18 protein-coding genes and 2 riboswitches are annotated in these 21,657 nt (G+C 44.8%); of the genes, 8 read left to right on the plus strand and 10 right to left on the minus strand.

Going from position 1 to position 21,657, the window contains the following annotated elements; genetic code table 11:
• Window positions 1–254: 254 nt before the first annotated feature.
• Window positions 255–1,673, minus strand: a complete 1,419-nt coding sequence (locus BO18_RS33450; protein ID WP_051689111.1) for a hypothetical protein — start codon at window positions 1,671–1,673, stop codon at window positions 255–257.
• Window positions 1,674–1,830: 157 nt separating this feature from the next.
• Window positions 1,831–2,304, minus strand: a complete 474-nt coding sequence (locus BO18_RS23965; RefSeq protein ID WP_185752565.1) for a DUF6040 family protein — start codon at window positions 2,302–2,304, stop codon at window positions 1,831–1,833.
• 316 nt (window positions 2,305–2,620) lie between these two features.
• Between BO18_RS23965 and BO18_RS23970 the strand changes: the two genes are divergently transcribed.
• Window positions 2,621–3,754, plus strand: coding sequence for an IS110 family transposase (locus BO18_RS23970; RefSeq protein WP_034447655.1), 1,134 nt, complete (start codon window positions 2,621–2,623; stop codon window positions 3,752–3,754).
• Between the two features lie 310 nt (window positions 3,755–4,064).
• On the opposite strand, the gene BO18_RS23975 is transcribed toward BO18_RS23970, so the two are convergent.
• The 4 genes from BO18_RS23975 to BO18_RS23990 form a co-directional block, all read right to left on the minus strand.
• Complete coding sequence (locus BO18_RS23975) at window positions 4,065–4,502, minus strand: SHOCT domain-containing protein (protein ID WP_034450206.1); 438 nt, start codon at window positions 4,500–4,502, stop codon at window positions 4,065–4,067.
• 438 nt (window positions 4,503–4,940) lie between these two features.
• Window positions 4,941–5,921, minus strand: a complete 981-nt coding sequence (locus BO18_RS23980; RefSeq protein WP_034450207.1) for a hypothetical protein — start codon at window positions 5,919–5,921, stop codon at window positions 4,941–4,943.
• A 204-nt stretch (window positions 5,922–6,125) separates the two neighbouring features.
• Entirely contained in the window at window positions 6,126–6,686 is a 561-nt protein-coding gene (locus BO18_RS23985; protein WP_034450209.1) for a sce7726 family protein, read from the minus strand.
• 30 nt (window positions 6,687–6,716) lie between these two features.
• Entirely contained in the window at window positions 6,717–8,273 is a 1,557-nt protein-coding gene (locus tag BO18_RS23990; RefSeq protein WP_034450210.1) for a hypothetical protein, read from the minus strand.
• A 171-nt stretch (window positions 8,274–8,444) separates the two neighbouring features.
• Between BO18_RS23990 and BO18_RS23995 the strand changes: the two genes are divergently transcribed.
• The gene (locus BO18_RS23995) at window positions 8,445–9,143 is read left to right on the plus strand and encodes a metallophosphoesterase (RefSeq protein WP_034450211.1); all 699 of its coding nucleotides are present in this window, start codon (window positions 8,445–8,447) and stop codon (window positions 9,141–9,143) included.
• Window positions 9,144–9,165: 22 nt separating this feature from the next.
• Here BO18_RS23995 and BO18_RS24000 read toward each other — a convergent pair whose 3' ends face one another.
• Window positions 9,166–9,879 (minus strand): Imm51 family immunity protein, encoded by a 714-nt coding sequence (locus tag BO18_RS24000; RefSeq protein WP_034450213.1) that lies wholly within the window; start codon window positions 9,877–9,879, stop codon window positions 9,166–9,168.
• A gap of 210 nt (window positions 9,880–10,089) precedes the next feature.
• Complete coding sequence (locus BO18_RS36040; RefSeq protein ID WP_255350987.1) at window positions 10,090–10,224, minus strand: hypothetical protein; 135 nt, start codon at window positions 10,222–10,224, stop codon at window positions 10,090–10,092.
• 336 nt (window positions 10,225–10,560) lie between these two features.
• Window positions 10,561–10,646: riboswitch (SAM riboswitch) on the plus strand.
• 88 nt (window positions 10,647–10,734) lie between these two features.
• On the opposite strand from BO18_RS36040, the gene BO18_RS24005 reads away from it, so the two are divergent.
• From BO18_RS24005 to BO18_RS24025, 5 genes are all read left to right on the plus strand, one after another.
• Window positions 10,735–11,448, plus strand: a complete 714-nt coding sequence (locus BO18_RS24005) for a hypothetical protein (RefSeq protein WP_034450214.1) — start codon at window positions 10,735–10,737, stop codon at window positions 11,446–11,448.
• Window positions 11,449–11,513: 65 nt separating this feature from the next.
• Window positions 11,514–11,598: riboswitch (SAM riboswitch) on the plus strand.
• Between the two features lie 78 nt (window positions 11,599–11,676).
• Window positions 11,677–12,264, plus strand: a complete 588-nt coding sequence (locus BO18_RS24010) for a hypothetical protein (RefSeq protein ID WP_034450215.1) — start codon at window positions 11,677–11,679, stop codon at window positions 12,262–12,264.
• A gap of 13 nt (window positions 12,265–12,277) precedes the next feature.
• Window positions 12,278–13,150, plus strand: a complete 873-nt coding sequence (locus tag BO18_RS24015; RefSeq protein ID WP_066738434.1) for an ADP-ribosylglycohydrolase family protein — start codon at window positions 12,278–12,280, stop codon at window positions 13,148–13,150.
• A gap of 5 nt (window positions 13,151–13,155) precedes the next feature.
• A complete protein-coding gene (locus BO18_RS33455) occupies window positions 13,156–14,070 on the plus strand; it encodes a tetratricopeptide repeat protein (RefSeq protein WP_051689112.1) in 915 nt (304 codons plus the stop codon).
• A 111-nt stretch (window positions 14,071–14,181) separates the two neighbouring features.
• Window positions 14,182–15,177 (plus strand): DUF2262 domain-containing protein, encoded by a 996-nt coding sequence (locus BO18_RS24025; protein ID WP_034450217.1) that lies wholly within the window; start codon window positions 14,182–14,184, stop codon window positions 15,175–15,177.
• Between the two features lie 16 nt (window positions 15,178–15,193).
• Here BO18_RS24025 and BO18_RS24030 read toward each other — a convergent pair whose 3' ends face one another.
• Window positions 15,194–16,777 carry a replicative DNA helicase gene (locus BO18_RS24030; RefSeq protein ID WP_034450218.1) on the minus strand — a complete coding sequence of 528 codons (1,584 nt, stop codon included), beginning with the start codon at window positions 16,775–16,777 and terminating at the stop codon, window positions 15,194–15,196.
• A 662-nt stretch (window positions 16,778–17,439) separates the two neighbouring features.
• Between BO18_RS24030 and BO18_RS24035 the strand changes: the two genes are divergently transcribed.
• Window positions 17,440–18,468 carry a helix-turn-helix transcriptional regulator gene (locus BO18_RS24035; RefSeq protein WP_034450219.1) on the plus strand — a complete coding sequence of 343 codons (1,029 nt, stop codon included), beginning with the start codon at window positions 17,440–17,442 and terminating at the stop codon, window positions 18,466–18,468.
• A gap of 656 nt (window positions 18,469–19,124) precedes the next feature.
• On the opposite strand, the gene BO18_RS24040 is transcribed toward BO18_RS24035, so the two are convergent.
• Window positions 19,125–21,608, minus strand: coding sequence for a tetratricopeptide repeat protein (locus tag BO18_RS24040; protein WP_034450220.1), 2,484 nt, complete (start codon window positions 21,606–21,608; stop codon window positions 19,125–19,127).
• Between the last annotated feature and the right edge of the window lie 49 nt (window positions 21,609–21,657).

Raw genomic sequence — 21,657 nt, forward strand, 5'->3', positions numbered from 1 at the left:
ATAAAGGATAATGGGACACTTTGAGTTTTTGCAACGGTTTTAGCAACCTTTAAGCAACGACTATTATCCTCAATTATATAAAACTAGTAACAAACATTAATACCTATATGTAGGTCAAATACATGAATCCTTACTGAATAATCTAGTAGATAGAGTTCCAAAACTACTCTATAAGGCAATATTATTGACATTCGAGAATCCCGCTAAACACGCACACCCACAAACCAAGTGGCGAGTTGCCTTGCTCTTCTATATCAAATTAACTCTAACTTAATCTGTTCTCTTAATCTGATTATATCCTGTTCAATACTAATATCATCTAAATCTATCAACTTTTTTAGAGTGTTAGAACTGTGACTATATATGTATGCAGCTTCCCGATCGATCACCAATACATATTGCCAAGCATCCTTAACGTTAATAGCTTTATCACCAATTTCAATTCTAGTACAACCACAATAAGAACTACATTGTCCTAGAATATCTTTCTCTATTGCTATGCTCAGCTTAACTTCTACAGGTAGGTATTTTCCACAAAACTTAATAACATTATCTACGCGAGTAAAATGACTTGATGGGTGATAGCAATGGCATTCCATATAGTATTTTTTTATATCACCAAGCAACGGAAGCAGTCTATTTACATAAAATACCCTGAACTGATCCTCAAGAATGAATCCTCTTCTATGCTTATTTGTTACCTCAAGCCAATTAGAATCATCTATTTTACTCAAGGGTATCGGTACCGCAACACTTTCCAGAAAGTAATCAGGAACCTCATTTTTACTTGCAATTATAGTTTTTAGATTTTCAAAAGCTGGTCCAAGAACATTTGTGAATGAACCCCTCTGACTAAAGCTTATGGTATCCTTGAATTCTGATAGATCTATAGGATTATCAAGTAAAAAGCATTTTTCAAAATCTGTTACGATACCATATCGCCATCTTTCAGTGTTATGATAGTCAAAATTCTCCGGCGGGGTACTTACGACTCCTACGGCATATATTTTTCCGGAATACTGATTAATTGTTTTATAAACATTAAGCAAATGAAATATGATGGTTCCAGCCAATTTGTGTTTAAACCGCAAATACCTGTAGTTTCCACTCTTAACAAGATGAAATGCCTCAAGAAAATGAGTTTGATCGAATCCTAGTTCACGCTCATTACAATATACGTTTTTGACTTTATGAAATGCTTCGTTTGGCATGCTTTCAACAATTATGTAGTCATCTGTCTCAAGTCCTGCCCACGTGTTTTCCTCTCTAATGAAAAGCCGATATAACTCTTTCTTTCCTTCCTTTGGATAGAATGCTGTTTTATCTGTAAACCACTCACAGAATTCCCTGTAGCTTAAGTTTGTTTCACACAAATCATATACTTGCTTTCTCAAACGTGTGTAAGTTTGCATGGCTGTTCTTTGACACATAAAAAAGCATATATCTCCAACCATAGCATGTCTGGGAGCAGAATATTGTTCCAGTTTGCTTGTTCCAATAATATATACAGCTAAACTATCTTCATCATTCTCATCTTCCAAATAGTAATCACTTGTTGAACGAATATCATTAATTGAATTTGTTATCGAATCTGATATGAATATATTGCATGCAAGCTCATCCAAATCATGTGGAATGTCCATATTAACTATAAATGCTTGAACGTGGTTCATTGTAATCTCCAAAAATAAAACGATTTTATTAACCAAAGAACACCTGTTTATTATATCAAATGAAGCTGATATTTTTATCTCTGTTTCTAAAAAGTATCATTCAAACAATAAGCCCCAGAGCGTGTACCACCAAAGAAATACAAAATCAGTATAATCATTATTTATTTCGAGCAACCAAAGCCCGTATCCCTGAATAAGCCAGGAACAGGTCTATTTGAATCGCGAAGAGATTTATAGGTGCAATACTCTTTATCACATTCGCAAGGAATATGGTGAACGCCAGGGCCGTTATAGCGGCTATCACAGTGTATCTGTCAAACTGGTTCGTCTCCAGATATCTCACATAGAGGATAATGACGCTATAAATCGTCAGATATACGATTCCGATCACTATAACAGATATGAGTATCAGCAGCGCCCAAAAAACGATACCGGATGCTGTAGGGTTCGGAATAAGGCTGCTGATATTAGCAACCTTGTGGCTAAAGCCGATCACACTCGCATCAAAATTAACAAGAGCCTGAAACCAGTATGCGATGAACTGTATGGCACCTTCCATTAACTTAGGAGTGGCGATAACCTGCAACGTTGTTACGATAACGCCGTAAAACAGGATTATCGTGAATTCCACCTGATGGAAAATAATATTACTGTTATTTGGGGCGGCACACTGGCGCTTCTCCTGGCTAGGCTAAAAAGGAAGCCTTATGAGGTGACTCGCATCAAGCATGATGTAAAGGATCGGATCAAGCGGCTCGGTGTCTATTACATGTGCATTGATGATCTTCCTCTATAAAATAACCTGAAATTATTGAAGCCTGCGAGTCATTTTCGCAGGCTTCTTAGATAATATGAAATGACCTCACGTTTGTAGCATCGTGGATTTACCTATATGCTTAAAGTTGATGCTAAAGCTATGGGATTTACCACATACAAAGGAGGTCACTATGAACAGAATACTAAAGATAGGAATGGATGTCCACAGCACAAATTACACCTTATGCGCAATGGAACCTGTATTCGGAGCTGACGATAGGATCTATGCCAAAATTCAGGTCGCACCGGATTATAAGAACATATTGATGTTTATAGAGAAAGTGAAACAGAAACTTGATCCTTACGATACCTATGACATTGAATGCGGATACGAAGCGGGATGCTTGGGATATACCTTGTACAATCAGCTTACTTCCGCAGGTGTCAAATGCGTAATCTTGGCCCCTACTACGATGCTTACCCAACAAGGAAAGAGGACTAAAACAGATAAACGAGATGCATTAATGATTGCACAATGCCTATCGTATGGCGGATACCATCCTGTGTATATTCCTACAGAAGATGACGATTCCGTGAAGGAATACCTGCGAATGCGTGATGACCATAAACTTGCCCTGAAAAAAATCAAGCAACAGATAAACGCATTCTGTCTTCGTCACGGATACTACTATCCTCAAGGTAAATGGACTCAGATGCATTTGGACTGGCTATCAGCAATAAAACTGCCACCTTTATATCAGGAAACTCTTGATGAGTATATGGCCACATATTTTGAATTGACTGACAAGATAGAAAAATACGACACTCGCATCGAGGAAATAGCTGCACAGGAAAAGTATGCGGATAAGGTAAAGAAACTCGGTTGTTTTATTGGTGTTAAAACACATGTCGCATTATCTCTGATAGTTGAGACTGGAGATTTCAAAAGATTTGCAAAGGGTAATGCTTATGCAGCATATCTTGGTCTGGCACCAGGTGAACATTCAAGCTCCGATAAGATAAATCGACTTGGGATCACCAAGGCAGGGAACAGTAATCTGCGAAGGCTTCTTGTAGAAGCTGCTTGGGGAATATGTAAAGGTAATATCGGGTACAAATCAAAGGACTTGAAAAAACGCCAACAAGGAAACAGTGTTCAAGTTATATCGTACGCAGATAGGGCAAACAACCGAATGCGCAGTAAGTACTATAGGTTGATACGGCATGGAAAGAAGAAAAATGTCGCGATAGCAGCCATAGCAAGAGAACTTGCCTGTTTTGTTTGGGGAATGATGACAGATAACATTGAAGAAAGGGTAGCTTAATGAGAAACATAGCTGACGATATTTGGAAGGAGCCAAAAACACATGACGGTTGAGCCAGTTGCGGACGAACTATGTGCGCACCTGATCAGGTGATCCACGATCTTAGATAGCAAGGCTCTCGACGAAACCATTAGCCTGTCGGTAACCAATCCACGAATAACAGAGTGGCTACTTGTCGGAGACTGTTATATTGGCTCTTTCCAAATGTTGTTAGATGAAAGGTATTGATATGAAGAAATAATACTACTTGACGAAGGTCATTTCATAACAGTTAATTATATTCGTGAAATTGCCAACAATTGATGTCTATTTAGGACTCCAAGATTTGCTGCTTCTTTTTTTCGAATTCTTCTTGCGTTATTACGCCAGCATCCAAGAGTTCTTTGAACTTCTTGAGTTCATCTGCCTGAGATATTTGCTGAACAACTGATTGGCCTTGTGGGCGCTCTTGATATTCGCGCAATTTCTTTTCAACATAATTCTTAAACTCTAATGCCTCATCGTTCTTTCCGGGGAAGAAGAATACGGTATTGATATCACTTTGTCCGCCAAGTGTACCAAACTGAATAATACCATTTGCAAAGATAGAGCCTCTTCTATACACAATTGTTTGTAACGTATGCAGCGGGATTGTTGATTCTGGAGAATGATCAATTGCCCCCATCGCACCAGATCTGCCAATATAAATCGTATTCTCAGCTTCTTTAAAAACAATCGTTTTTCCATTACCAACAAAAGACTTGTCCACGACCTGTACCTCCCTAAAAGCTTTGTATTACTGCGAGAAACTACCATACGTAACTCTTGCTATTATTCTATACGATTTTTATGTTTTGCCAAGGTAGGACCAGAAGTATTCCAAAGTCGATTATTCGGACAATTCAAGCTATTCTAAGATAATAATGACAAGTATGATGCATTTACAATCTACATATTTGTATGAATGGTTAAATAATGATTTTTAAATATTTTCGACAAAGGATTTCCCTCTGTCTCCCATATTATAACATCGTAGTAAAAAGCTCCTGATATCATTTTTCAGACATCGCTTCGGATCTGATAACACAAATGAGCATCAGCCCATAATAATGTGTGAGTTCAAAGTTTAGTGGCTTTTTGGTGGCTTTAAAAAGTAAAACGCCCTATTTACAGGCGTTTCCAGCGTTTTGCGATTATTCGAGTTCCTTTAGTCACAAGCAAAATAAGCCAGATAGTTGGCAACATATTCCTTAAACTCATCAAAGTCAGGAAAGATATCCGAGTTACAGTGGATCGATTCGATCATGTATTCAGCACCGCTCACTTCGTTTATGGTTTTCTTTTTCAACGGAAGCTTCTTAGCTTTCTTCGGAGATATTGTTCCGGGCAGGATAAATGCAGAGATCCTAACATTTACTATGTTGACCGGATCAGCATCCCAACGTCTATTGCTGTGAAATCTTGTCAAAAAGTAAGCCGCCTGAACATCATCTGTCTGCGTCTCGAACTCGGCAGAATAATATTTTTCTTTACCGAAGAATTCTTTGCTCTTCTTGGAAAACTGACCAACGATCCGATTCCTTATATCAAACTTGCGGATATCCTCACAATAGAGCCCATACTCAGGATAGGAACTCTCATCTTCAACTCGTGTAAGGAAGACCCTAACGTCACAGAACTCATCCTTGCGTATATATTTCGATCCACACTCTTTCCATATAAACAAAAGATTTTTCAGAAAATCTTCAACTTTATAGGCCTCCATATTTCCGTAATTCATCCAGTTCGTGATCAGGACCAGTTCCTTTCCGTTAAGGAAAGTCATCAGTTCATCCAGTGAAGGATAAGTAATGGAGATACAATGTGGTTTCCTATATTCCAATCTGTGCTCAAAATACCCTTTACTCTTGTCATCTGTTCCTCTCTGATAGTAAATTGACAGATAGTATTCGCAGTCACCGTATATGGTTTTTGAACCGGCATTTCTAATGGCGAATGTCCTGTCCATGCCGCTGTTCATTTTGCCGACAAAGACACTGGACGAACATTCACTGATCATCTGCTTAGGTTTCTTGGCTGGCATCTTGATCAGACAAAAAAGTCTGTTATCAAGCATTTTTCGTATCACTTCATCCTGACTGCCCTTCAGGATGATTTCCGTATCGTTATCATTAATTGTTGTTTTCATCTATTCACCTCTCATATAGCTGCCTAAAAGAATATGTGCCGGATTCTCACACGAAATGTCCTCTCAGCGTGAGAGAATTTGGCATTTCTGTGTGTTTTTGCCAAAATCTCACACGGATCAGTCTCCTGGCGTGAGAGATTTTGGCACACATTTAAATATCCATTGATGCTCTCGAGAACATCTACTCCAACTGGATCTCTTCCATCACTGAAATATCGTGTAATCGCGGTTAAACAATTCTCTTGAAATGAGAAGATCCAGTTTGTCCTCATCGATATTTTCGATCAGCTTCGACCGCAGACCCGCTTTGCTGAGTCTTGAATATTTGTACTTAAGATATTCATCCCTGATGGCTGCAAGCTCACGATACCAAAGCAGGCTCAGCTTGAAATCGATCTTGCGCTTTGGATTCCTGGTCGCGGTCCTGACCTCATCAAAACAGATCCCGCCGTCTTTTTCGAAACACGATATGACACCCCAGTATCCCGGAATGTGCTCTTCAACATGCTTCAGATGACTCTTGCCGATGACGACATAGTTATAGTCGAAATACCTGTCGTAGTCTTTGATCTGCCTTTTCAGGCGCGTAAACGAATCCGCATCGCTCTTGATCTCCAGCCCGGTTATCGCGTCATCGGTTACCATCATGATATCGGCACGCGATCTGCCGATATCCTTCTCTTCGAAGAAGCGCACCTTTCCCAGTTTCAGATCAAAATACGTGAAGAGAGGTTCTCTTATGTCCTTATCAAGAAGTCTTTTCATAATGTCTGAAGATCATCCTACCGGGCAATCTCATTCAGGATTCTCTTCCCCTTTCAGCTTTACCGACTCCCACGCTTTCAACACTTCTTCCTTACTCACTCCCCCGCTGCTCCCGCGGTAAAATTCATTCCACAGGGCAGCGCCTTTTTTCTCATCTCCGGCCAGTTCTTTGCTGATCTTTACCAGGACCTCATCTTCTTCGGTCAGTTCATCAGGAGCAGACAGTCTGAGCCTGAACAAAGGCGACAACGGCGGATAGTAGACCGTCAATTCGGCATCTTTGTATAATCCCTTATGCTTCAGTCCCGTTATATCCCATCTGTCCGTCTCCGGATACCTGAACAGCACCGTAGGGAAACAGCAGTCGTGCTGCTTTACTCCCTCAACGACCAGTGCATTAAGCGGCGGCCCGAACGGCCTGCAATCGATCCTGACTATATCGCCGCACTTGAATGGTGTCGGGAAATCCAAGTCAGACAGATCTCCCAGGAAATCATTGTTAGCAGGGGTGTAGCTCACAAGGCCATACTCATGTTTTTCTGCCTGGAGACTTTGAAACCAGCAGATCTCGTCTTTGAAGATATAGTAGTTGTACTTCTGCTCATATTCCGTTCCGAAGGCATCGCAATACCAGCATTCGAGCCTGTACCAGTCCTCATACAGGATCTCATCCTCAGGGATATCTTCGCGTTCATACTTTTCGTTGCGCTTTATGTATTCCATCGCCTTTTTGACGGAATCGAACATTCCTACCGGATACGATTTCTCAATAAACACATCCGTGTCATACCACTCACTAAAGAGATAGTATGTGCAGTATTTCAGGCCTTCCTCCGCCAGGTGTATTTCCGAGAGGCAGTCACTTAAGCAAGCGCCGAACCTGCCGTACGTTTCCAGGATCTCCTGTTTCACAAGACTCAGATCCGCACCGTCTTTTATAAGCCCCGCGACCTTGCAGAACACTTCATGATTGAGATTGTTCTTCTTTTGGAGGTTCTCCATCAGTTCCCGCTTTTTCGTTATGGATATGGGTGCCCTGCCGATGATCTCCGTCAGCAATTTCTCATCCAGGCCTGAATCTTTGAGCATATATGAGATCATCTGCTCCTCAAATCCGCATACCTTGAGCACCTCTTCCATGTCTTTATCAGTCCACCCCTGACGTTCAGCCACATAGGGGGCGAGATCATCAACGGAAGTTATCTCAATACATTTGCCTGACGGAAGAAAGTACATTCTGCATTTCTTATGTAAAGCAAGGAGCATGAGGACATTAACAAATGCTTCCTGACTCTCGCCGTCCCAAACGGCGATCATGCGGTCGCACTTCCTGACCATGTCCGAAGCTGCGGGCAACATCCTCTCAACCGTCGACAGCGGTATGCTCCTCTTTCTTTTCGGAACGTCCCGCATCACGTTTACATTCTTATACTGCTTATTCCTGCAGCGTCCGTATACGCGGTGATCGAAGTCCGAATTGCCGAGGAGTATCTCATCACCGTCAGTCATGAGCTTTTCGATATCCTTCCAGAATCCATCCGGAAACTGCGAGTATCTGATCATGGAACCGCTAACATAAGTGATCATAAAACTACCCTCCCTTCTTCCGTTTTCATTATAAAAAGGACGATGTGCCAAAATGCGCTCATCCCGCGGCCTAATATATGCTTGGGAGGATCATGCGGAAATTTTTGCATGTGCTAATATAACTTTTAGGAAAACTCTCAACAGTAAACTCTCTATGAAAAGAAGACCTCTATGATCTATGTAATCTCTGACCTTCACGGATATCCGCTCGACAAGCTCCTTGATCTGCTGGACAAGGCGGGTTTCGGTAACAAAGACTTCCTTTATATACTTGGCGATGTCGTCGACCGCAACGGCGACGGCGGAGTCGGGATCCTGGAATGGCTCATGTACCGGCTCAATGTCCAGCTCATCCTGGGCAACCATGAGGCGATGCTGCTCGCATGTTCTTTCGCTTTCGACGAGATAACCGAGAGCAGCATAAACACCTGGACAGATGAGAAGATCGATATACTCACGCGCTACCGGCTCGACGGCGGCGACGTTACTCTTAAGGCCATGAATAAGCTTGATAAGGATACACAGCAGGATATACTGGACTATCTCCGCGACTGTCCTTTATACGAGGCTGTAAGTGCCGGCGGACGTGTTTTCCTGCTCGTGCATTCAGGGCTCGGGAATTTCGCGCCCGATAAGAAGTTCAGCGAATATACCTGTGACGAACTGGTGTGGACAAGGCCAGACCTTACGACTGTTTACTATAAAGACGTCATGACCATATTAGGTCACACGCCTACGATAGCTTACGGTGATGAATATGACGGCAGGATAATAAAGACCGAAACCTGGATCGACATCGACGTGGGTGCGGGGTTCGGCAGACAGCCGGTTCTCCTCAGACTGGATGACATGAAGGAGTTTACAGGCTGAATTGGTTCGGGCAGTTTACGGGTCAGATTGACAGAAATAATTTGATCGCACTGTCGGCATCCATATCCGATTCAATATATTTCTTTCCCGGTATGCCTCCCTGTACATAAACAGTTGCAGGACCAGTCGAAGTAATCGTAAACATAAGAGGATGCTCAACACCCTGGTTGTTATAATTCAATTCGATGGAATACCCGGAATTATCACCGGTTCTTCTCGGCCCCGTAGGAAAATCTCCGCTCATACGGATGCCAAACTTCTTGGGATCCCCAAGGTAAAGGCCATACAAGACATAGTCACAGATACTGTATGGAGCAACCGCCTCTAACTTTGCATATCTTACAGTGGCACACCGGTCCCAGTCGATATCATCGGCATTCTGCTCCAGGAATGTAATTGCCTTTTCTTCATCATTGACGAGATCATCAAGAATCCGACCCAGTTTCTCCGCCAATGCTTTTGTTTCTTCACTGACACCTTCTATGTAAGCGCAATACATTTCAGAACACTCGGAAGCTGGAACAACTTTCAACACTTCATATATCTCGGGAGCATTTATTCTGAGATAACTGTTCAGAAATGCCTGCCAAACGGACACATGCAGAAAATCTTCTTCGTAATAAACGCCAACACTCTCAATTATGCGCTCGCAGATAGACCTGATCGTTACATCAGTAAGATCAAGATTTACCGAGATGCAGTCTTTACCGATATAGGAATAAGAATAGTTTTCCATAAGTGGCCCTCACAGCTTGTATTTCTTATGTTTACGGAATTATGGAATTGTAAACCATAAGAAAAGAATGATCCGTCACAACTTCATTTTATTCTATTTTCGGAACGTTTAGTGAAACATTTTCGATTTTCGTTAGAAATCGCCTTAAAACATTTCTTGTTTTCGTTAGAAACCGCGCCAAAACATTTCTCGTTTTCGTTAGGAGTCCAGTTATCTGGCCAGCACCTTCATTGCCTTTGCATACTTCTTGGCAAAGTACCCGGCGGCAGCATAGCCTCTTTTCTGAGATGCGCTCATGGCAGGTCTGCCTGCTGTGTTTCTTACGTTATTGGTATTCTTCTTCATGACGGATCTCCTCCTTATCATCTGTATCTGCCTATATGATAAAAAGACAGATGGTCGGAAATTGTCGCATCTATCACTTTATAACAAACCCGGAGTAAGCAAAACATCTTGTTGAATATCCCAGGTTGCGGTGCTATATTTCATTTGTAAACTAAAATGGTTTACAAATGAAAAGTTGCGTATATCGATACATCCAAATCGTATTTTTGGCACCTTATAAACCACCTTCAATTTTATTATTTTATTAGCACCTCAACAGTCGTTTTTCAACCCTTGTATGTCCTTTTAATAGGACTGTTTTTCCTTGAAATCCGCAGCAGGCATGCTATACTTAAAGCACCATAAAGAGTACGCGAGGGACAAGCCCGTTGACCGTACAGCAACCTGCCTGGAGCAAGGTGCTAAAGCTTGAATGATGGGACCATTGGTTTTTCCTACCTCCTTTTGTGTGTGTACTGATCCCGTCATTCAAGCAGACGGGATCAAGTATTGAATACGGAGGTAACAAAAATGGGAAAGAGAACAGTAAGCGTAGCAGCAGCGATCAACATCAGATTCACAGGGGAAAACACCACACATAACCTGGGCGTTATGAGCGCCAGGCTTGATAAGAAGCAGTACAACAGGATTAAGGCTTCATATGATACCGGCATATTCCAGTACATGAACGAGGATACCGCCTTGGCCGACCTTATGAAGTTTTTCGACTGGGGCGAGGAAGATAACGACGATCAGAAGATCCTTATCGACTACCCGCTGGAGATCAGGTCAGGCTTTTCTTTCGAGATCCTGCCTGTATTGACCGAAGGCGGCAGCGATGAAGATAACGCTGAAGAAGACGGCAGCTTCGCGGAAACAACAGAAGATGATCTTGACCTTCCCAACGAATGGTTCGACGAAGACAGCGAAGAGTTTAAAAGAAGCGAAGCTTTCGAGGATGCCATGGACGGGCTGAAGGACTGGATGAGGCATAACGGCATGGAAGAAGGGCAGCGTCACTACTGCGTTGAAGACAATAAGGGACGCTACGTCTGTTCTTTGGACATCTCCTGGCCGTTCGGAGTTTTCGGACTTCAGAAAGGATTCACAAAACCATTGTGCATCCTGGCCTGGAACCCGGATGAAGAGAGCATTAAGAAAGCAGAAGAGTTCGGATTCACCTGCTTCACGGACATTGAAGAATTCAAGGACTACATAAGAAAGACATACTTGGGAGCAAGCTGAAAATGTCGCCCGGCATGCGACCAACAGGAATGACGCAGTCGTTATACTGAAGCCATAACAAGAAACAACCATTAAGAGTACGCGAGGGACAAGCCCGGTGACCGTACAGCAACCTGCAAAAGCAAGGTGCTAATGCTTGAACGATGGGACATAAGAATACACCTCTTCAAGGTCCCGTCGTTTAATCAAACAAAGACGAGATCAATAATTTAAAGGAGGTCATATAACATGGCAGGAGACGTAAAGTACATTACAAGGTACCAGAAGGCAAACACGACACAGGTGAACGTACGCCTTAGCAAGAAGTACGACGCCGACATTATCGGGTTCTTCGAGGAGATGGAGGACACCGGCAAGGCTACCTACATTAAGAAGCTTATCCGCGAGGATATGGCGCGCAGGGCGGCCGAGAAGGCAGACGGGGCTTCCGCTGAGGAGGCCGGCGGCGAGGCTGGTGGTGAGCCTAGTGGTGAGGCCGGAACAGAGCCCGCGCCGGAAAAGATACTGACGGTCGCAGAGCTTGCCGTAAGGATCGGTTCGAGCGTTCCGACCGTATCTTCCTGGTACCGATTCAAGAAAGAGAACCCGGAGCATGAGCTGGCAAAGCTTCTTCCCGACTTTTTCAGGAAGGGCGCGCACAGGACAAGATGCTGGCACGAGTCGGACATTGAGAAGCTTCTTAAGTTCAAGGCTTCCATTCCGCAGGGCAGGAACGGCGTCATGGGTTCCATAACGCAGAAGTATCAGAAAAGGAAGTCTGCCGGCAGCGGTGCGCAGGAAACAGCCGGCAGTCACGAAACAGATCACGCAGCATAAGGAGGTAACGGCAATGTTAGGAGCAATCATAGGAGATATAGTTGGAAGCAGATTTGAGTTTGACAGAGGAAACAAGAGCAGGGATTTTAAGCTGTTCACTTCCGAGAGCGACTTTACGGACGATTCTGTAATGACAGTCGCGGTTGCCGAGGCGCTTATGGACGCAGGCAGGGACGCTGACGAGAAGACCGTCAAGAAGCACATTATCCGTTCCATGAAGAAGTGGGGCCAGAAGTACCCCCACGCAGGATACGGCGCGAATTTCATATACTGGGTACTTTCAGATGACCCAGAGCCGTACGGAAGCCTGGGTAACGGTTCGGGCATGAGAGTGTCCGCAGCAGGCTGGCTGTACGACACCATAGAGCGCACCAGAGAGGTCGCGAGATGGACGGCCGAGGTAACGCACAATCACCCTGAAGGAATAAAGGGAGCAGAGTCCACGGCATCCGCCATCTTCATGGCAAGGAAAGGCGCGTCTTTGGATGAGATCCGCGACTATATCGTTAAGGAATTCGGTTACGACCTGTCCAGGACATTGGACGATATCCGTCCCAACTACCAGCACGTCGAAGACTGTATGCACACGATGCCTGAGGCATTCGAGTGCTTCCTTGAAGCTGACAGCTATGAGAGCACGTTAAGGAACGTCATGTACATCGGCGGAGACACTGATACTTTGTGCGCGATTGCCGGTGCCATAGCCGAGGCAAAATGGGGGATCCCGCACGGAATAGACATAGACGCTTATCACTACATGCCGCAGGAGATGGTCGACGTCGTCTTGAGATTCATGAAGTTCAACGGCGGCGTCTATCCGGACAGATACTGGGGTTCGGGTTTTGACTGCCCGATCTGGGGAGAGCCTAAAAAGGATGATGAGTGATCACCATGAACGAGACTGAAGCAAGAGGTTTGATCACGGATTACTACCTTTCCGAGAGCCACACGGAGGACGACAAGTTCATGTTCGTGGAGGCGCTCAGGTTCCTGATCGACGAGTACCACAATCCGAACGACATGCATAACCTGGCGTGGTTCTACGCAGAGGAGAAGGATTTCAGGCTGTACCAGAAGTATCTGGAGATGGCTGCGGAATACGGCTACCGCCCTTCGTATGAAAGCCTGGGGTATCTCTGGTACTACGGCCAGACAGGTACGGTCGATTATGAGAAGGCCTTCCGTTACTTCAGCATGGGCGCAGAGTCCTGCGACGATCACTTAAGGATCGGCTGCGAATATAAGATAGCCGACATGTACCGCTTCGGGTATTTCGTTGAGAAGGACGAGGAAAAGTATGTGGAGATAATTGAGAGGCTTTACGAGGAGTGTTCGCACCCTGAGGACCTGTTCAGCCTGATACCGCCCGAGTTTCTTCCGTGGCCTGCACTGAACTACAGGATGGCGGGGATCTTGGAATCCGAAGGCAACATCACCGAGGCGCTGCATCTGCTGGGTGAGGCACGCACCGGGTTTGCCGAATATTTAAGGTCGAACCCGTCCTGGTGGGGCAACATCGAAGAGATGGAGAAAGTCGTTCTTATGATGCACCGCCTCTCCCCTTCAACTGACGGGCTGACCGACCTTTACGACCTGTTCTGGCTGTCGGAGAAGGAATGCTGTCTGAAGTTTTTATACAGGGGAATCCCCTGCACAGTCGAGTGCATAGCAGAAGACGGCAAGATGGTGATAAGGTTCAACAACAGGTGGTACAGAAGCATCAGTGACTTTTTCGAGAAGGCAAAGATAGGCGGAAGGCCTGTAACGGCGCTGTTCGGAGAACTTATTGAGTATCAGGTAAGCTGAATGCAGCCAGGACCTTTCGCCCATATTAGCCGAAATCTGCTGTTGTATTCCCTCCCCCGTAATTTTATTATGAGAAATGACAAAGATCTCGGAAAGACGGGGGTAACGGTTATGTCAGACTTAGAACTTTGCAACGGGGCAAAATTGCCTTTTGATGAGGAAGCCGGATGCTTCCATGCCGAATTTGACTGGTGCGGCGAGAAGGTTGAGTTCGCCATGTATGCGCCGCCTGAGAGCAGCAACAGCGTGGGCGCGCTGCAGTACGCTTTCAAGACTCTGTATGAGGATCAGGAGAGCTGGAACGACGCAATGCAGGAAGCGCTGTCAGACAGCCTCGGTCTTTTCACCGATGACATCAAAGCGTTTGAACTGCAGCTCGAACGTATAGTAATTGTTTTCCTTACCGATGTGTCTTTGTTCAGGCCGAACGAAGCCTGCATAAGAGCGCATTTCGAGCCCATGCACAACAAGGTTTCCGGCAAGGCATACATACTGACGGGAACGATCAGGGACGGCTTTACCCAACTTACCTTCGAATCGGAAACTGAAGAAGGCGAAGATGATGAGGATGATACGGAATACCGCGAACTCAGTAACGGCGATGAGCTGGCATTTTCCGATGACATCGGTATCTTCGAGGGAGAAACGGTCTTTAACGATGACGAAGTCGAGGTGTTCGTTGAGGTCTTACGCGACAGATCAGGCGAGGATGCGGCCTTTGACGCTCTCGAGAAAATACTTGCGGATTCGAAGAAATACGATAAAGAAGCCAGGAGCGCTTTTTTGGAGGAGCTCAAAGAAGACATCGATGAACTGATCGAAGAGTCCGGCGAAAAGGGTCTCACGGCAGAAGCATTCGTCAAAGAACTTCCCGCCGCGATAATCGTCGTGGACGGCAAGGGCGGCTTTGAGATCTCTTATGAGATCGAACTGGCCGAATCCATTTTCAGGTTCACCGCGAGCGGAACGATCAAAGGCGGATACGAAGAGGTCCTGCTCGAGGACGTAACCGACGAGTATGACGACATCGATGGCTTTTGGGATACATTAGGAGACGGATATCCTGACGACGATGAAGATGATGACTCTGACGGCGGAGACGAATGATCTTCTGATTCAACGTCTAGTCTTCTAGGAATCCTTCCGGATAACCTTCGTTCAGGTCAGCCATAAACTTATCCTCTTCCTGCTGCATCTCATCCTCCTCGGTCATGGGAGGCTGCGGTTCGTCCTCATGTTTATCGAAGTCATAGTCCTGTGCGGCGGCATCGCCTGACACGGTCTTTTTATACGTGCTTCCCGGCTCGATAGGATCCCTTCCCGTGTACTCGTAGAACATGGTCTTGCTCGGGATCCACCATACGGTGTCCTTGCCTATCCCGCCATGACGGTTCTTTGCCAGAATGATATATGCGGGCTGCGCTTCGGCAACATCCCTGGAACTCATCCCGTTCATGGATGTCTCTTCTTCTGTTCCCTGCTTATTTCCGTTGTCCTCTTTCACATCCGGACGCTCGATGAACATGATGGTGTCGGCATCCTGTTCGATGGCGCCCGATTCCCTGAGATCCGACATCTGGGGCGTACCCCTCTCCTCAGCTTTTCTGTTGAGCTGCGAGAGCGCGATAACGGGTATCTTGAATTCCTTTGCCAGGAGCTTCAGGCTTCTGGAGATATCCGCTACTTCCTCTGCCCTGTTCCTCGATCCGGCACCCTGCAGTTTAACGAGCTGAAGATAGTCGACGATGACGAGTCCGGGCGGATCGCCTGCCGTTACCAGCTGCTGTATCTTCGTCTTCATTGTAACGGGATTTATTACCGCTGTGTCATCAAGGAGGATTGGATAATCCACGAGCTTTGTAACCGCCTGGTCTATCTGTTTCTTGTCTTCGTCAGTCAGGCGGCGTGAATTTACGATCTCGCTCACGGGCTTTGTCATGGCGGATGACAGAAGTCGCTGACCGATGTCGTCATCGCTCATCTCAAGTGAAAATATGACCACGGTCTTCCCGTTTGCGGCGACGTTCATCGCCATGTTCATCGCAAGCGCGGATTTGCCCACGCCGGGGCGCGCCGCAAGGACGTTTAGAGAGCCCGGTCTCAGACCGCCCAGCATAGTATCGAGCTTCGGGAAACCGAGTTTTACCTTGCCCGCCGCCTCATCATCCTTGAGCCCGGCAATGAGGTTGGCAGTTGTAGTCTTCAAAACGTCCGACATGGTCTTAAGTCCTCTGCTCTCCTCAGAGCCTTTGAGGCGTGACATTTCGGTTATCGCGAAATCCACGACCTCATCAGAACGGCTCCTGCCGTTGCCGAGTTCTTTCCGGACGCGTTCCAAAACCCTCAGGATCCTTACCCTGCTGCTCCTCTCCTTGATCGCCGCGATGTAATCGCCTGCGGCTGACTGCACGGCCGTCATATCACCTATGCGGTAGATGTATCTGAGCCCTCCGACATTGTCGGCAAGACCTCTCGTCTCCAGCTCTGAAAAGACGGTAAACCTGTCTATCTGCACGTTCTCAAAAAACATGTCCATGATGACGCCAAATATCAGCTGGTTGCGCCTGTCGGAGAAATCTTCCGACGTTATCTTGTTCGCAATAGCATCAAGGATGGTACTGCTCTTCCGCATGCACAAAGAGAGCAACGCCATCTCGACTTCGATATCGTTGTTTCTGTCATCATACTGATCTATGAGGTTATCCATAAATATGCCCCAATTCCTTTTTGTCGTTAGCACAAGTTTACTCTGGTGTATGCACCCTTTTAGTGCCATCGGCTCGTGTCTTAATCTGTGTGCGAAGCCGTGTTCTTTTTCGTTATTTTCACGCCGCAGTGATTCATTGACTGACAATAAACACGATGCTACAATTACATCAAGAAAGCACGGTCTGCAAAGACGGTTGCTTCCAAGTAAAATACAATTACTTTACCTCACTCAGACTGCCATCTTGGGTGAGGTTTTCATTTGCGCTTATACCTGGAATCCAGGTACGCAAATAGTTTAAGTAACAGCGAGACAACGCCAATCAGCAAGCCGATCAAAGTTATCACCAGAGATAAAATCTCATAGTCTGTCACTTCCACAGCCCTCCTTTCTTTAGTACTCTCTTGGAAATCCAAGATGTGAATAAATACTCGGAAGGCAACCGCCCATTAAGCAGATCGTGCCAATACTATTTTAGCCTTGCAAGAGATAGTTGTCCTTCAATTAATGGGACAGAATTGCTGATCAATATTACATTTTTAAAGCCCGCTGATTCTATCGGAATTAACACAAAATTTACCCGGTGGCATGTACCAATTTCACACCATCGACATCTTTAAGACTTACAATATGGATATTAAGCCAGAAAGAAGGTCACGGTCATGGAAACAAGACAACCCAAGAAGATGATCCCCTCGATGATACTTGAGATCCTCCGCACGCACACGGATGAGAATCATACCATGGACCAGAAAGAGATCCTGGATATCCTAAACCAGGAGTTTGATCCGCCTCTCGACCGCAAGACCGTCCGCCGCAACATCGAATATCTTGTTGATATGGGCATCCCCGTCTCATATACCGAAACACCGCGCAGCAACGGCACCACCGTATGGACTGACTTTTACCTCGCAAGGGAATTCACGGAATCCGAACTCAGACTTCTCATAGACGGTCTTCTCTTCTCGAACCATCTTCCCTACAAGCGCTGCCTGGAGCTTATTGAAAAACTCGAAAGCCTTTCGAGCGAGCATTTCAAATCACATGTAAAACACATCAAGACGATTCCCGACAACGAGATCAACAACAAGCAGATCTTCTATACGATAGAGATCCTTGATGAGGCCATCTCAGACGAAAAACAGGTGACCTTCCATTACGTCAATTACGGGACCGACAAAAAGCCGCACCCCAAGCTCGGCAAAGACGGCAAACCTTTGGATTACATAATCAACCCGTATCAGATGGCAGCCAAAGACGGCAAGTACTATCTGATCTGCAATTACGACGACTACGATGAGATCTCCAATTACAGGATAGACCGCATCACGGATATAAAGATCCTAGACAAGAAGCGCAAACCTTTTTCGAAACTCAAGGATTCCAACGGTGAAAGATTCAACCTTGCCGACTACATGAAGACTCACATCAACATGTATTCGACCGGCGATACCCGTGTCAGGTTCATGATTGTTCCGAGAATGGTAACTGACATAATAGACATCTTCGGCAAAGACGTCAGGTTTGAAGAAGAGACGAAAGACTACGTTACAGTCTCCGCTTTGGTAACGGAAGGCGCGATGCTCCAGTTCGCCAAAGCCTACTCTCCCGACGTGGTCATATTGGAACCGCAGAGGATGGTCGATGAGATGAAAGACTGGGCGAAGAAAGTGAAGAAGATTTACGGATAACTAGTATCGTATATTTCTTTTATCAGTGTTGCGTAGTTCATTGACTGACAATAAACACGATGCTAAAATCGCAACAGGAAAGCACGGCCTGTAAAGACGGTTGCTTCCGAAAATGATTGTTTTAAAACCTCACTTTTGGAAGGTGGCCCTGGGTGAGGTTATTTATTTGCGTTTATACCGGGAATAAAAAACTCAATCTGTTTCTTTTACTTTATGTTGTAAAAGCATATGTTTGGCAAATTTAAAAAACACCTGGAGTTCTTCGTTCCATTGACTGACAATAAACACGATGCTACAATTACATCAGGAAAGCACGGTCTGCAAAGACGGTTGCTTCCGAGTATTGGGAAATGAATCCTCACCCTCAGAGAGCCAGTCTTTGGGTGAGGTTTTTATTTACGTTTATACCTAGAATCGAGGTACGCAAATAGTTTTAGTAACAGCGAGATGACGCCGACCAGCAAGCCGATCATTGTTATCACCAGAGACAAAATCTCATAGTCTGTCACTTCCACAGCCCTCCTTTCTTTAGTACTCTCTTGGAAATCCAAGATGTGAATAAATACTCGGAAGGCAACCGCCCATTAAGCAGACCGTGCCAATAATATTTTAGCCTTATAAGAGAACCTCGTCCTTCGATTAATGGGACAGTTTTCTTAACCTTGCAACTCTTTTATCAACTCATAAGCCTGCTTTGTGATCTGGTGATCTTCACCAAAGGCTTCAAGGCTTCTTTGGTAGCAATCTTTTGCCAAATTAAGTGCTTTTTTGTTATCTCCCAACGCTTTGTAAGACTTTGCCAATCGATATAGAGAACCGAGTGTGCTTTCATAGTATATCGGTAGAATGCGGCACTTGATCACATAGCACTTGCTATTCGCTTCAACGGCTTTCTTATAGTCTCCGATTGCATAGTAGAAAACAGCCATATTGTTAAGTGAATCAATCGTATCCATGTGGTTTTCACCCAAAATCCTAAGTCTGGTCTGATAGCACTTTTCGCTGAGTTCTATAGCCTTATCTATGTTTCCGAGCCTGTAATAGTTAACAGCCATACTGTTTAACAAATTTAATGTTTCAGGAGCATCATCGCCCGGATCATTACGCATGAGCTCATAGCACTTCTCATATAATTCAGAAGCTTTACCATAATCTCCGAGTGAACCGTAGACAAGTGCAATATTTTGCATTGACCCTAAAGTTTCAAGGTGCTCTTTTCCCAATACTCTGCATCTGGTCTCATAGCATTTCCCATGTAATTCCAGAGCCTTTTTATAGTCACCAAGTTGATAATATGTCATCGCAAGATCATTCAGAGAACGGAGTGTATCAGGGTGTTCCCCGGTCAGATCCCTGCACATGATCTCATAGCCCATTTCACGGTATTCAAGAGCCTTTTTAAATTCTCTGAGAGAATAATAGACCTTACCCAGATTCAATATTGAAATAAGCGTTTCCGGGTGGTCGTTACCAAAGACTTTGCATCTTAACTTATAGCACGCCTTATGCAGTCCGGCTGACTTTGTGAAATCTTGCTCCAGATAAAAAGAGTGCGCCAGATTGTTCATGGCACGGAGAGTACTGGGGTGTTCATCGCCCAATGTTTTTTGCATTTCGACAAAGCATTTTAAAAACATAATAGTTGCTCTTCCATAATCGGCACTCGATGAACTGTAGGCAAGTGCCAGATTATAAAGCGCATTAAGTGTATCCGGATGAGTTTCGCCCAGGATCTGAGATCTGATCTCATAACAATCGTTCAATAGTTCAATGGCTTTTTTGTGATCACCGAGCGTATCAAGATCAAGTGCAAGATTGTTCAGTGAACTGAGCGTTGTCGCCGACATCTCGCCAAGAACTTTCCTGCTGGCCTCATAGCACTTCTCATGCAGTTCGGCAGCTTTCTCATAGTTCTTAAGGTTATAATGTGCGACCGCCAGATTGTTCAGCGCACGGAGTGTTTCCTGGTGTTCTTCACCATGCTTTTCAAGATTTATCTCATAAAGCCTGTTAGCCCAATATAAAGATCTCTCACCGTCAGACTTTATATGGTCTCCGTCTTTATACATCAAATACAATTTTTCGACCGCTTCAGGCAAACCGGATTCGGCAGCACGTGTGATCAACGCCACACCTCTATCAGTATCAACTTCCACATCGATTCCCTTGAGGTATGCCAGACCGATAAGATAGTTGTGTTCCGGATCATTATTGTTCCCTGATACTGCTATTCCCATCAGCGTATCAATCAAACGCTTTTTGAAAGCTTCTTCATCGCTTGTATCTGAACAAGCAGGTATACCTTCATAATCTCTTTTAAGAGCTTCCTCATCTGTCTTTTCCATCTCTGCAGGAAGGATGGGCTTGCCTAATTGCTTTGCTGCGGGATACTCCTCTCTCATAATGAAATTGGGAGAGCCGTCCTCCTGGCGCTCCAAAAGTCTCGGCGTTACGAGGAGTGTAAACAACTTGCTGTCGCTTAATATCTTCTCAATGTTTTCCCTGAAGCTTTCTCCGGGTGTCAGGAACTCATCGAACCAGATGGCAATATCTTCAAATTCCGGATTCCTGTGAATAAGCTTCATCAGTTCATTTGCATATATCCTGTCAGTCTTTCTGTAACTCAGGAAAATGTATGCATCGAAGGCTTTCCTTATCCTTTGGATTAATTCATCGCTGATCAAAACAGACTCAAGATAGTTCCTGAGTTTATCCTTATAGTCGATCTTAGTCGCATCATCACCGTAAGGTTTCAGATACTGCATATCGCCGAAGTTTTCTGGCTTCTTGTAGAACTCATAGATCCCGGATTCCATCAATAAGGGAAGTACGGGTATGTGCCTTTCCTTTGCGAAGTTTAGATCAAAATCTTTCGCTCTGTTTGGTTTAGTAAGAAGTTTATACGTAACGGGGATAACAAACAGACTCATACGCTCGAGAGTAACAAGCGTATTCTTGTCATCTATTGGAGCATTCATATCCTCTGTATAAAAGATGGCACAGTCGCTCAGATCAAGGATGTCTTTGCAGACTTCTTCCAGATATCTGTCAAGATCATCGGGATGGCAGGTAAAACAGACTCTGGGTTTATTATCGGCACTGGAATTGCCGCGGGTTTTATAAGAAAATACGTCAGACATATTGAAATCCTTGCCAAAATTTGTTTTGCTTTATTACTTATCAGTATAG

This window comes from Butyrivibrio sp. AE2032 (genome assembly GCF_000702965.1).